Here is a 12,776-nt window from a genome sequence, read left to right as displayed (position 1 = left end):
GCTTCAGTGAGGCAACTTCTCCAGCTTAGCGCGACCTTTTCCCCGAACCAAATCGGGTTCCGATCGAACCAGTGTGATTGTCAGGCGCTCCTCGTCCTACCTCGTTTCCCAGGCCCCGCCCAGCCTCTCGGCTCGGCGTCTCGGCTCCGGGTCGGTGTCCGTGTCGCTCTGACTTGGAATAAGTTACGTGCTGCCGATGATCATGTCAAATCGCCTGGTCAGGAGGCATTCTCGCCGACACGTTCGATGTCGGCCTGTTCGACGCCCACCCGTTCGACACCGCCGCCGAGCGCCTGGAGCTGTTCGACGAAGTTCGGATAGCCGCGATCGATGTGGAAGACGTCGTGCACTTCGGTCACACCGTCGGCAACCAGGCCGGCGAGCACGAGGCCGGCTCCCGCGCGAATGTCGGAGGACCACACCGGGGCGCTGGACAACCGCGGGATACCGCGCACCACGGCGTGATGACCGTCGGTACGGGCATCGGCGCCGAGGCGGATCATCTCCTCCACGAAGCGGAACCGGGCCTCGAAGATGTTCTCGGTGATCATCGACGTGCCGTCGGCGATCGCGGCGAGACCGATCGCCATCGGCTGCAGATCGGTCGGGAAGCCGGGGAACGGCAGGGTCGAGAAGTTCACCGCACGCGGGCGATCCGGCTGGACGACACGAAAACCGTCCACCTCGAACGAGATTCGCGCGCCGGCCGAGCGCAGCTTGTCCAGCACCAGCGCCAGGTGCTTGGGATTGACGCCGGTGACCCGCACGTCGCCCTGGGTCATGGCAGCCGCGATGCCCCAGGTGGCAGCGACGATGCGGTCGCCGATCACCCGGTGTTCGGTGGGATGCAGCTGCTCGACGCCCTGGATGGTGAGCACCGACGTGCCCGCGCCGCTGATCCGGGCGCCCATCTGCACGAGCATGTTGCACAGGTCGACGATGTCGGGCTCGCGCGCGGCGTTGTCGATGACGGTCTCGCCCTCGGCGAGCACGGCGGCCATCAGGATGTTCTCGGTGGCGCCCACCGAGGGGAAGTCCAGCCGGATGCGGGCGCCGCGCAGCTCCTCCGCGCGGGCCACGACGCAACCGTGCTCGATCTCGCTCGTCGCGCCGAGCAGGCGCAGACCGGCCTGGTGCATATCGAGCGGGCGGGAACCGATCGCGTCACCGCCGGGCAGCGCGACGACCGCCCGCTTGCACCTGGCCATCAGCGGACCGAGCACACACACCGAGGCCCGGAACTGCGTGACGGCCGGAAAGTCGGCGTGGTACTTCGGCTCGGACGGCGTGGTGATGGCCACCACCGAACGGTCCCCCGGCGCGGCGTCGGAGATCACGACATCGCAGCCGAGGCCTCGTAGGACCTCGGCCATCAGCGGGACATCGAGGATGTCCGGGCAGTTCGTGATCGTCGTCGTGCCTTCGGCCAGCAGGGCGGCGGCCATCAACTTGAGGACGCTGTTCTTCGCGCCGCCCACAGCGACCTCGCCGACCAGGCGGCTGCCGCCGGTGACCAGAAACCGTTCACTCACAACGGGTAGCTTATCCACCACAGGGGGATGCCATCGGCGTGTAGGGCATCCTCATTCGGACGGCTCGCCGCCACCCGGCTGCCAGAGGATGTCCCCGGCCGGGTTGGTGTAGCGGCTGAGGATGAAGAGCAGATCCGAGAGCCGGTTCAGATACTTGGCGGGCAGGGCACTGGTGTCCTCGGGATGTGCCTCGACCGCCGCCCATGCCGAACGCTCGGCACGACGCGCCACGGTGCGGGCGGTGTGCAGCAGCGCCGCCAGCGGGGTGCCGCCGGGCAGGATGAACGAATTCAGTGGCGCGAGTTCGGCATTGAACTCGTCGCACCACTGCTCCAGCCGGTCGATGTAGTCCTGGCGGATGCGCAGCGGCGGATACTTCGGCTCCTCGACCACCGGCGTGGACAGGTCCGCGCCCGCGTCGAACAGGTCGTTCTGCACGCGGCGCAGCACCTTCGTCAGGTGTTCGCCGGGATCGCCGAGTGCGATGGCGACGCCGATCGCGGCATTGGTCTCGTCGCAGTCGGCATAGGCGACCAGACGGGGATCGGTCTTGCGAACTCGCGAGAAATCGCTGAGTCCGGTGGTGCCGTCGTCGCCGGTACGGGTGTAGATCCTCGTCAGGTGCACGCTCACGGGGACCAGCGTAGAGCCGGTGTCACATACCGCGCATGCGCCGGGCGCGATCCGAGGGCCGGGACTCCACCCAGGACAGGAAAGCCGCCCGAGCCCCTCGGTCGAGGGCGAGCTCGTAGCGGCCGTTGGTGTCGGATACCTCGGTGACGAGGATTTCCTCGCTCATGATGTCGAATTCGTCGCCGACCGGGCTGCGCCGGTCGCCGATCTCGATGCCGCGGCGGTTGATCACCGAATCCGGGCCGAGCTTGAGGCTGGTGAGCTTGAAGAAGACGAGGCGATCCTCGTCGTAGCGGATCAGGCCGTGCCGCCAGCCCTGGCCACCGTTGGCCGGCAGCACCCGAAGCAGGGCCGAGGTGCCGCCGCGACGGAGCATGCTCAGCCGGTAGACCGATATCAGGGCCACCGCGACCAGCAACAACACCAGAATGATCAAGACAACCATCCCGGTGTGCAATGCGGTCCGTCCTTTCGTTCATCCGTACCGCCGGAAAACGGTGCCGGATACCCAGCGGTGCAGACATTCAAACACGAGTCCGCGGAGGCCCCTACAGCCGGTAGGGTCTGTCGCCTTCCGCCGAAACGACTGTCGGCGGCGAGGCAATGCCTCGCCGCCGACAGTACGGGTTCCGGAGCCGGAACGCGATCAGGCGTTCGCGACCTGCTCGGCCGCGCGGACCCGGCCCTGCGCCACGCGCAGTTCCTCCTCGCTCGCGGAGCCGTCCGCGAGCACCTTGCGAGCCTCTTCGACATCGACCTCGCCCGCGAACTCCGCGGACTCGGCCAGGATGCGCACCGTGCCGGCGGTCACGGAGAAGAAGCCGCCGTGCACGGCGGCGACGATCCGCTCACCCTCGACCGGGACGATGTTCACGATCCCGCCCTCGACCAGCTGGCCGAGCAGCGGCTCGTGGCCGGGCATGATGCCGATCTGGCCCTCCGTGGTCTGGGCGCTGACGAAGGTGGCCTGGCCGGACCAGAGCCGCCGCTCGACAGCGACGAGATCAACAGACATGTCTTTCGCAGACTCAGCCGCCATCGGTTACTACTTTCCGGCGATCTTCTGCGCGGCCTTCTCGACGTCGTCGAGGCCACCGCAGGAGTTGAACGCCTGCTCCGGGAAGTGGTCGAACTCGCCCTTGCAGACCCGGTCGAAGTCGTCGATGGTCTGCTCCAGCGGCACGACCGAGCCCGGCTGACCGGTGAACTTCTCGGCCACGATGAAGTTCTGGCCGAGGAACTTCTCCAGGCGACGGGCGCGGCCGACGAGGACCTTGTCCTCTTCGGAGAGCTCGTCCATGCCGAGGATGGCGATGATGTCCTGCAGTTCCTTGTACTTCTGCAGGATCCGCTTCACCTCGTTGGCCACCGCGAAGTGCCGGTCGCCGACGATCGAGGCCTCGAGGATGCGCGAGGTCGAGGTCAGCGGGTCGACGGCGGGGTAGATACCCTTCTGCGAGATCGGGCGGGAGAGCTCGGTCGTCGCGTCCAGGTGGGCGAAGGTGGTCGCCGGGGCCGGGTCGGTGTAGTCGTCGGCGGGCACGTAGATGGCCTGCAGCGAGGTGATGGACCGGCCACGGGTCGAGGTGATGCGCTCCTGCAGCTCACCCATCTCGTCGGCCAGCGTGGGCTGGTAACCGACGGCGGAGGGCATACGGCCGAGCAGGGTCGACACCTCGGAACCGGCCTGGGTGAACCGGAAGATGTTGTCGATGAACAGCAGCACGTCCTGGTGCTGCACGTCGCGGAAGTACTCGGCCATGGTGAGGGCCGAGAGGGCGACGCGCATACGGGTGCCCGGCGGCTCGTCCATCTGGCCGAAGACGAGGGCGGTGTCCTGGAGGACGCCCATCTCTTCCATTTCCAGGTGCAGGTCGGTGCCCTCACGGGTGCGCTCACCGACGCCGGCGAACACCGACGTGCCGGAGAACTCACGCGCGATACGGGTGATCATCTCCTGGATCAGAACGGTCTTGCCGACACCGGCGCCACCGAACAGACCGATCTTGCCGCCCTTCACGTACGGGGTCAGCAGGTCGATGACCTTGATGCCGGTCTCGAGCAGCTCGGTCTTGCCCTCGAGCTGGTCGAAGCTCGGCGGCTTGCGGTGGATACCCCACTGCTCGCCGTCGCGGCCTAGGCCGGGGGTGTCGAGGCAGTCACCGAGGGCGTTGAAGACGTGACCCTTGACGACGTCGCCGACGGGCACCGAGATCGGCTTGCCGGTGTCGGTGACAGTCGCGCCGCGGACCAGGCCGTCGGTCGGCTGCATGGAAATGGTGCGAACGATGTTGTCGCCGAGGTGCTGGGCGACCTCGAGCGTCAGCGTCTTGGCGACCGAGGTCAGGGTGATCTCGGCGTGCAGAGCGTTGAACAGCTCGGGAATGGAGCCGCGCGGGAACTCGACGTCCACGACGGGGCCGATGACGCGGACGACGCGGCCTGCGGCGCCGCCGGTCCGGCTCGTGTTGTCCTGTGTGACAGCTGCGGTCATTGGTGTTGGTTCTCTCCGTGTCTGGTTGCGGCCTGGGCGGGCCGGTGGTTACGGCCCGTTCGCTCAGGCCGCGGCGCTTCTAGTCGCGGTCCGAGCTCGACGCCAGCGCGTTCACGCCGCCGACGATTTCGCTGATTTCCTGCGTGATCTGGGCCTGACGTACCGAGTTGGCCTCGCGCTGCAGGACGCTGGCGAGTTCGTTGGCGTTGTCGGTGGCCGCCTTCATTGCGGTGCGCCGAGCCGCCGACTCGGATGCCGCTGCCTCGAGCAACGACGCGTAGATACGCGTGTTGATGTACTTGGGCAGCAGCGCCGCCAGCAGCACATCGGCGTCGGGCTCGAATTCGTACTGCGCCTGAACATCGGCGGTCGGGGAATCGGAGAACGAGTCCTCGCCCAGGTCGAAGCTCTCGTCGACGATGCTCACCTGGATCGGCGCCAGGCGGCGCACCTCCGGGGTCTGGGTGAGCATCGAGACGAACCGCGTGTAGACGATGTGCAGCTCGTCGACGCCGGCGATGTCGCCGGTGCCGTGCGGGTGCGGCACCTCGCCGTCCGAGCCGGCCATGAACGCCTCGACCAGGTGGTTGCAGGCGGCCGAAGCATCGGTGTACTTCGGCTGCTGCGAGAACCCGGTCCACGACGACACGAGCGGCCGGTTGCGGAAGGTGTAGTAGGTCAGACCCTTGGCGCCCATGACATAGAGCACCGGCTCCTTGCCCTCGCCGCGCAGCGTGGTCATCAGCTCTTCGGCGCGCTTGAGCACGTTGGAGTTGTAACCACCACACATGCCGCTGTCGCTGGTGATCACCAGCACGGCCGCCCGGCGCGGGTTCGCGCGCTCGGTCAGCAGCGGATGGGACAGGTTCTTCGACGCGCTCGCGAGCTCGCCGAGCACCTTGGTGATCTCCTCCGCGAACGGCTTCGCGGCGGCAACCCTGGCCTGCGCCTTGGAGATTCGCGAGGTCGCGATCAGCTCCTGGGCCTTGGTGATCTTCTTGATCGAATTCACACCACGAATGCGGGAGCGCAATTCACGCAAGCTGGCCATGGGTCACACTCCCTTCATTCGCCCTGGTCGGCTCGACGCCGACAATCGAATAGCGCATCACTCGACCGGTTATTTCTCGACGCGCTTGCGGGTGACCGACAGCGACTCGACCTCTTCGTGGCCGAGCTCGCCCGCGGCGGGCTCGTTCACGACACGGCTGCCGTCGGAGGCCAGGAAGCCCTGCTTGAACTTGTCGGTGGCCGCCTTGAGCGCCTCGCCGTTCTCGTCGTCGAGACGCTTGCCACCCGCGATCGAGGTGAACGCGTCGGCGGCGGTGCGGTGCAGATCCTCGATCAGCTCCGCGTTGAAGCGGCGGATGTCGGCGACCGGGACCGAGTCGTAGTAGCCGGCGTCGACCAGGAAGATCGAGACGATCTGGTCTTCCACCGCGACCGGGGAGTACTGGTCCTGCTTGAGCAGCTCCACCCAGCGGGCACCGCGCTCGAGCTGGGCCAGCGAGGCGGCGTCCAGGTCGGAGGCGAAGGCGGAGAACGCCTCCAGTTCGCGGTACTGCGCCATTTCCAGACGCAGCGAGCCGGCGACCTGCTTCATGCCCTTGGTCTGGGCGGCGCCACCGACGCGGGAGACCGAGGTACCGACGTTGATCGCCGGGCGCACGCCCTTGTTGAACAGGTCGGACTCGAGGAAGACCTGACCGTCGGTGATGGAGATGACGTTGGTCGGGATGAACGCCGAGACGTCGTTGGCCTTGGTCTCGATGATCGGCAGACCGGTCATCGAGCCGCCGCCCATCTCGTCGGACAGCTTGGCGCAACGCTCGAGCAGACGCGAGTGCAGGTAGAAGACGTCACCGGGGTACGCCTCGCGGCCCGGCGGGCGGCGCAGCAGCAGCGAGATGGCGCGGTAGGCCTCGGCCTGCTTGGTGAGGTCGTCGAACACGATGAGGACGTGCTTGCCCTGGTACATCCAGTGCTGGCCGATGGCCGAACCGGTGTAGGGGGCCAGCCACTTGAAGCCGGCGGAATCGGACGCGGGGGCCGCGACGATGGTGGTGTACTCCATCGCGCCGTGCTCCTCCAGCGCGGACTTGACGCCCGCGATGGTGGAACCCTTCTGACCGATGGCGACGTAGATGCAGCGGACCTGCTTGCTCGGGTCGCCGGTCTCCCAGTTCGCCTTCTGGTTCAGGATCGCGTCGATGCAGACCGCGGTCTTGCCGGTCTTGCGGTCACCGATGACCAGCTGACGCTGGCCGCGGCCGATGGCGGTCAGCGCGTCGATGGCGGTGATGCCGGTGGCCAGCGGCTCCTCGACCGGCTGGCGCTCCAGCACGGTGGCGGCCTGCAGCTCGAGCACGCGGCGCTCTTCGGCCTCGATCTCGCCGAGACCGTCGATGGGCTGGCCGAGCGGGTTCACCACACGACCGAGGAACTTGTCGCCGACGGGCACCGAGAGCACGTCGCCGGTGCGGCGCACCTGCTGGCCCTCTTCGATCTGCGCGTACTCACCGAGGATGACCGCACCGATTTCGCGGTCCTCGAGGTTGAGCGCCACGCCGAGCACGCCGCCGGGGAACTCGAGCAGCTCGTTGGCCATCGCCGAGGGCAGGCCGCTGACGTGCGCGATGCCGTCACTGGTGTCGGTGACGAGACCCACTTCTTCGATGGAGGTCTCGGGGGTGTAGCTCTGGGTGTAGCTCTCGATCGCGCTACGGATCTCGTCGGAGGAGATCGTCAGCTCCGCCATGTTCTGTCCTGCTCTCGCTGTAAGGGTCTCGAATGTCGGTGTGGTGGCCGCCTGCGGCGCCGGCCCTAGGCCAGTTCCCGGCGCAGCCGCTCCAGTCGGCCGACGGCGCTGCCGTCGATCACGTCGTCGCCGATCCGGACGACCAGCCCGCTGAGCAGGCTCGTGTCGATCTGGACGTGCACCGTGACGGGCTTGCCGTAGATGCGCTGCAGTGAGGCGGCCAGCCGCTCCCGCTGCTGCGGCGTCAGGGCGATCGCGGCACGCACGTGCGCGACGATCTGATCGCGGCGCGACGCCACCAGGGCGGACAGCTCGTCGAAGGCCGCGCCGATGGCGGTGCCTTCCCGGGTGACCACCTGTTCCGCCAGGGAGACGGTGACCGGCTCGGCCTTACCCGTCAGCAGGCGGGTCAGCAGTTCACGCTTGGCCTCAACTGGCCGCGCGCGATCGGAGAGGGCCTGCTCGAGGTCGGGGTTGTCGGCGATGATCCGGCCGAGCCGGAACAACTCGTCCTCGACCGCGTCCAGCCTGCCCGCGTTGGCGGCCGACTCGAGCAGCGCTTCCTGCCCGAGCAGGACAAGCGTGTCGACCATGTCGGAGGTGCGCGACCAGTTCTGCGCCACGGCAGTGGTCAGCACCGCCTGGGTGGCGACGCTGACCTTGCCGCCGAAGACCCGCTCGCTCAGTTCGGCACGCGCCGAACCGGGCACCGACTCGTCCGCGAGCGCAACACGCAGCGAACGCTGGTCGTCCAGCACGGCTACGACGGCGAACAGTTCCGATCCCGTCGTGGCGGCAACACTGTCGCTTCCGGTCAGAGCGGCCCGAAGCGCTTCCCGGGACCGGGAGCTGGCCTCGCGGCTCGCTGCGTACATGCTTCTCACTTTCGCGTCGTTACCTTCCGACCCCGATGCCGGCATCGGAAGAATCGAGTTCGCTCAGGAAGCGCTCGATCGATGCGGCCTGCTTGGCCTCGTCCGAAACCGACTGACCGATGATCTTCTCGGCCAGGTCGACGGCCGTACGGCCGACTTCGGAACGCAGCTCGGTGAGGATCTGCTGGCGCTGGGCTTCCAGCTGCGAGTGACCCGCGGCCACGATGCGGTCGCTTTCGGCCTGCGCCTCGGTGCGCATCTGCGCGAGGATCTGCTGGCCCTGCGTACGCGCTTCCTCACGGATGCGCGCGGCCTCCAGCCTGGCATCGGCCAGCTGCTGCTGGTACTGCTGCAGCGTCTGCTGGGCCTCGACCTGCGCGGCCTCGGCCTTGGCGATACCGCCCTCGATCTTCTCGGTGCGCTCGGCCAGCACCTTGTTCAGGCTCGGGATCACGAACTTGTAGAAGATCGCGGCGATGACCACGACACAGACGATCGACCAGACGATGTCGTACGTTTCGGGGAGGAGAGGATTCACATCCTCACCCTCCGCTGCAAGTACTGCGTACTCGTACATCGGAATCAGAAGATGAAGCCGGCGACGAGGCCGATCAGGGCCAGCGCCTCGGTGAACGCGATGCCGAGGAACATGTTGGTCCGGATGGTGCCCTGCAGCTCGGGCTGACGGGCGATACCCTCGATCGCCTTACCGACGACGATGCCGACACCGATGCCCGGGCCGATCGCGGCCAGGCCGTAACCGACGGCTCCGAGGCCCTTCAGCGTCGACTCGTTGGTGGCAGCTTCCTGGGCCAGGTACGAGAGGCTCATGAGTCTTCTTTCCCTTTCTTTTGCTCACCCGCCGGCCGGCGCGGTGTAGCAGGTCTGACGTTGTTGTTGTGCGGTCGGATCAGTGGGAGTCGGCGTGCTCGGCGAGACCGATGTAGACAGCGGTCAGCAGGGCGAACACGTAGGCCTGCAGGAACACGACCAGCAGCTCGAACAGGGTGAACCCGATACCCGCGAGCAGCGAGAACGGCGAGAACACCTTCATCCAGGCGGTGGCGTCGAACAGGAAGTACCAGGTGGAGCTGAAGAACAGCACCAGCATGATGTGGCCGGCCAGCATGTTCGCCATGAGTCGGACGGTCAGCGTGAACGGACGCAGGATGAACGTCGAGACGAACTCGATCGGGATGAGCAGCACGTGCAGTGCGGGCGGCACGTTGGGCACCACGATGCTGGAGCGCATATAGGTGAAGAAGCCGTACTTCTTGATGCCCACGTAGTTGAACGCGATGTATGCGATGGCCGCCAGCACGAGCGGCATGCCGATCCGGGCGTTCGAGGAGATGTTCAGGAACGGGATCACGCCGGAGACGTTCAGGAACAGGACCGTGAAGAAGATCGTCGCGATCAGCGGGAAGAATTTGCGGCCGGTCTCCTTGCCGAGGATCTCCTCGGCAATCTGCTCCTTGACGAAGACCAGACCGATTTCGGCGACATTCTGCAAGCCGCGCGGAACGATCTTCGGGCTCCGGAACGCCAGGAACATGACGGCCACGAGAACAGCCGTCATCAGCAGGCGAACCAGCATCAAACGGTCGAGTTCGAACGGCGTTCCCTCGAACAGCACAGCTGGAGGGAAGAAGTCGGTTAGCGACGGCGCGTGGAACTCACCCGCCGCCAAAGTGGTGACGCTCAGCGTTCTCTCCCGTGTTCGGGCCGCGAGGTGGGTTTCATTCCCGCGGTTCGATCGGACATTGACGATCAATTTGGTCGACTGAGGTCGGCTCGAAGTTCGTCAGCAGCTGGGCGGCAAATCCGCTTAGGCGTCTGTACGTGTGTCGGCGACATCGTCGACATGCAGAACCACACCCTCATCGGGCGCGGTACGGCAGTAAGCATAGCGGCACCATAGGAGACCCAGGAGACTACCCCTGGCTTGGTTGCTTGCTTACCAACACTTTACCAAGCGGTCTACGACACTGTGTAGGGGGGTGAAGTCAATTCGCCGGGCCGGCGCCGTCGCCGTCGCCCGCGGGAGTCGTCACGTACGGAACCTTCTGGCGCACAACGCCGACCGTCTCCGCGCCGAGCACGATCACCAGGGCGCCGATCACCGTCAGGAACAGCACCACGCGGTCGTAGAAGTCGAAGCGGGTCAGGATCGCCACCGCGATCAGCACCAGCAGCACCTTGCCCACCCAGCTGACCAGCATGACCAGTCCCGCGGTGCTCGGCGGCAGCTTCGCGCCGAACAGCACGACCGCCGCCGTGGTCAGGATGAACACCCCGCCGATGGCCGAACCGAGCAGCGCGCCCCACAGTCCCGGCAGGCCCGCGGCCGCCGTCCCGATGCCCGCGGCGAGCACCACCAGCGCCGCCAGACCGATCAGCCCGTAACGCAGCGCGGCCTTCAGCGGCGCGTCGGGACCGGCAACGGGGGTAGGCGTGAAACTCACATGTCCGACTGTACCCAAGCGGCGCCGGGCCCCCGCCGACCAGCCGGGCCTTTACCCGGCGAGCCCGGTCGTCAGCCGGACGGCGGAGGCTGTTGCGCCTCGTCACGGCGACGCAGGCCGGGAACCGCGGTCACCACGAGGGCGAATACCAACCCGCCCGCCATCAGCAATACGACCACCCTGCGATCCATCAGCGACGTGCCGACCGCACCGAATGCGAGCACCCCGACCCACAAGTAGATCAGCAGTACCACCCGGCGATGGGAATGCCCGATCTGCAACAACCGGTGGTGCAGATGCATTTTGTCCGGCGTCGAGAAACTCACGCCGGCGCGCACCCGCCGCAGGATCGCCAGCAGCAGATCGAGCACCGGAATGAACATCACCGCACCCACCAGCAGCACCGGCGAGAGCAGGCCGACGATGTCGCGCGGGCCGTAACCCTGCAGCGGAATTCGCCCGGACGCGCCGGTGGAGATCGCGGCCAGCATCAATCCGATGAGCATCGACCCGGAATCGCCCATGAATATCCGGGCGGGCTGGAAATTGTGCGGCAGAAATCCCAGGCACGCGCCTGCCAGCGCGGCGGCGAGCAGTGCGGGCGGGTAGGTGTCCACCGAGCCGCCCTGCTCGTAGAGCAGGCCCACCGAGAACGCGAAAACCGCGATCGCCGCGATGAATCCGAGGCCGCCCGCCAGCCCGTCGAGACCGTCGACGAAGTTCATCGCGTTGATCAGCGTCACCGTGATGGCGACGGTGACCAGACCGCCCTGCAGCGCGTCGAGCACGACGGTGGAGTCGTCGAACGGGTTGTAGATGACGAACCAGCTCAGCCCCATCATCGCCATCACGCCCGCGGCGGTGACCTGCCCGGCGAACTTGGTGAGCGCGTCCAGGCCCCAGCGGTCGTCGACGATGCCGACCACCACGATCAGCGTGGCCGCGACCAGCACCGCCGGGATGTCCGGGGCGTAGTCGAAACCTCTTCGGAGCGCGGGCAATTGGTGGGCGAACAGGATCGCGGCGATCACGCCGGTGTACATGCCGACGCCGCCCATGCGCGGAATCGGCTCCAGATGCACATCGCGGGCGCGCGGGACCGCGATGGCGCCGAAACCGATCGCCAGGACCCGGACGCCACCGGTGGCCAGGAAGGTCACCGTCGCCGAGACGAGCAGCACCAGCACGAGCTCGCGCAGCGGCACTACGGAGCCGGCGCCGGAGAACGCCAGGATCACGCCGGGCACCGTCCGATCACGCGGTCGCTCACACGCCTCACCGGGCCGTGGTGCCGGTCAGTTCGTCCGGCGACATCCCGAGCACTTCGGCGATCTCGGCGACCGCGACCGCGCCCTCGCGCAGCACTCGGGGCTGATCGGCGGTCAGGTCGACGATGGTGGAAGCCACCGCGTGCGCGGCCGGGCCGCCGTCGAGGTAGACCGAGACCAGGCTGCCGAGCTGTTCGCGCGCCGCGGCCGCGGTGGCGGCGGGCGGCTGACCGGAGACATTGGCGCTGGAGACCGCGAGCGGGCCCACCTCGCGCAGCAGATCGAGCGCGACCGGATGCAGGGGCATCCGCAGCATCACCGTGCCGCGGGTATCGCCCAGATCCCAGGCCAGCGAAGGCGCCTGCTGCACAACGAGACTCAGGCCGCCGGGCCAGAACGCCCGGATCAGCTCCCTGGCCTGCGGGCGCACCGAGAACACCAGCCCGTCGATCGTGTTCCAGGACCCGACCAGCACCGGGACCGGCATGTCGCGGCCGCGCCGCTTGGCGGCCAGCAATTCGGCGACAGCGGTCGAGTCGAACGCGTCGGCCGCCAGTCCGTACAGGGTGTCGGTGGGCATCACCACGAGTCGCCCGGACTTCAGGGCGCTGGTGGCCGCGGTCAGTCCGGCAGCGCGCGAATCGGGATCCGCGCAATCGTAGACGGTACTCACGCCACCATCCTGTCACGCGGCGCGCCGACGACCGCTATCAGGCCGTCGCTGCCCCGCCGGCACGATGTCCGCGCCCGG

General features: G+C 67.3%; 14 protein-coding genes. All 14 read right to left on the bottom strand.

Annotated features, from left to right (window positions below):
* Window positions 1-218: 218 nt before the first annotated feature.
* The 14 genes from murA to ON26_RS04965 all read right to left on the bottom strand — a co-directional run bounded on the left by murA (window position 219) and on the right by ON26_RS04965 (window position 12,698).
* Entirely contained in the window at window positions 219-1,532 is a 1,314-nt protein-coding gene (murA, locus tag ON26_RS05030; RefSeq protein WP_040794787.1) for a UDP-N-acetylglucosamine 1-carboxyvinyltransferase, read from the bottom strand.
* Window positions 1,533-1,583: 51 nt separating this feature from the next.
* Window positions 1,584-2,165, bottom strand: coding sequence for a cob(I)yrinic acid a,c-diamide adenosyltransferase (locus ON26_RS05025; protein WP_040794786.1), 582 nt, complete (start codon window positions 2,163-2,165; stop codon window positions 1,584-1,586).
* Window positions 2,166-2,187: 22 nt separating this feature from the next.
* The gene (locus ON26_RS05020; protein ID WP_040794785.1) at window positions 2,188-2,610 is read right to left on the bottom strand and encodes a DUF2550 domain-containing protein; all 423 of its coding nucleotides are present in this window, start codon (window positions 2,608-2,610) and stop codon (window positions 2,188-2,190) included.
* Between the two features lie 201 nt (window positions 2,611-2,811).
* Window positions 2,812-3,204, bottom strand: coding sequence for a F0F1 ATP synthase subunit epsilon (locus ON26_RS05015; protein ID WP_174375363.1), 393 nt, complete (start codon window positions 3,202-3,204; stop codon window positions 2,812-2,814).
* Window positions 3,205-3,210: 6 nt separating this feature from the next.
* Entirely contained in the window at window positions 3,211-4,659 is a 1,449-nt protein-coding gene (atpD, locus tag ON26_RS05010; protein WP_040794783.1) for a F0F1 ATP synthase subunit beta, read from the bottom strand.
* 79 nt (window positions 4,660-4,738) lie between these two features.
* The gene (locus ON26_RS05005; RefSeq protein WP_040794782.1) at window positions 4,739-5,710 is read right to left on the bottom strand and encodes a F0F1 ATP synthase subunit gamma; all 972 of its coding nucleotides are present in this window, start codon (window positions 5,708-5,710) and stop codon (window positions 4,739-4,741) included.
* Window positions 5,711-5,779: 69 nt separating this feature from the next.
* Window positions 5,780-7,417 carry a F0F1 ATP synthase subunit alpha gene (gene atpA / locus ON26_RS05000; RefSeq protein ID WP_040794781.1) on the bottom strand — a complete coding sequence of 546 codons (1,638 nt, stop codon included), beginning with the start codon at window positions 7,415-7,417 and terminating at the stop codon, window positions 5,780-5,782.
* Window positions 7,418-7,482: 65 nt separating this feature from the next.
* Window positions 7,483-8,292, bottom strand: coding sequence for a F0F1 ATP synthase subunit delta (locus ON26_RS04995; RefSeq protein WP_040794780.1), 810 nt, complete (start codon window positions 8,290-8,292; stop codon window positions 7,483-7,485).
* Window positions 8,293-8,311: 19 nt separating this feature from the next.
* Window positions 8,312-8,869 (bottom strand): F0F1 ATP synthase subunit B, encoded by a 558-nt coding sequence (locus ON26_RS04990; RefSeq protein ID WP_040794779.1) that lies wholly within the window; start codon window positions 8,867-8,869, stop codon window positions 8,312-8,314.
* 5 nt (window positions 8,870-8,874) lie between these two features.
* Window positions 8,875-9,123 (bottom strand): ATP synthase F0 subunit C, encoded by a 249-nt coding sequence (locus ON26_RS04985; RefSeq protein ID WP_033247481.1) that lies wholly within the window; start codon window positions 9,121-9,123, stop codon window positions 8,875-8,877.
* Between the two features lie 79 nt (window positions 9,124-9,202).
* Window positions 9,203-9,982, bottom strand: a complete 780-nt coding sequence (atpB, locus tag ON26_RS04980; RefSeq protein ID WP_505769251.1) for a F0F1 ATP synthase subunit A — start codon at window positions 9,980-9,982, stop codon at window positions 9,203-9,205.
* Window positions 9,983-10,298: 316 nt separating this feature from the next.
* The gene (locus ON26_RS04975) at window positions 10,299-10,757 is read right to left on the bottom strand and encodes a Cg1360 family ATP-synthase-associated protein (RefSeq protein WP_040794777.1); all 459 of its coding nucleotides are present in this window, start codon (window positions 10,755-10,757) and stop codon (window positions 10,299-10,301) included.
* Window positions 10,758-10,828: 71 nt separating this feature from the next.
* Window positions 10,829-11,995: an MraY family glycosyltransferase gene (locus ON26_RS04970; RefSeq protein WP_281032350.1), complete on the bottom strand. Its 1,167-nt coding sequence runs from the start codon at window positions 11,993-11,995 to the stop codon at window positions 10,829-10,831.
* Window positions 11,996-12,032: 37 nt separating this feature from the next.
* On the bottom strand, window positions 12,033-12,698 hold the full coding sequence (locus ON26_RS04965) for an L-threonylcarbamoyladenylate synthase (protein ID WP_040794775.1): 666 nt from the start codon (window positions 12,696-12,698) through the stop codon (window positions 12,033-12,035).
* Window positions 12,699-12,776 lie beyond the last annotated feature (78 nt).

This window comes from Nocardia higoensis NBRC 100133 (genome assembly GCF_000308595.1).
Classification (GTDB): Bacteria; Actinomycetota; Actinomycetes; order Mycobacteriales; family Mycobacteriaceae; genus Nocardia; species Nocardia higoensis.
The sequence above is the reverse complement of the archived record's forward strand: the minus strand, read 5'-3'. Positions and strand labels throughout refer to the sequence as shown.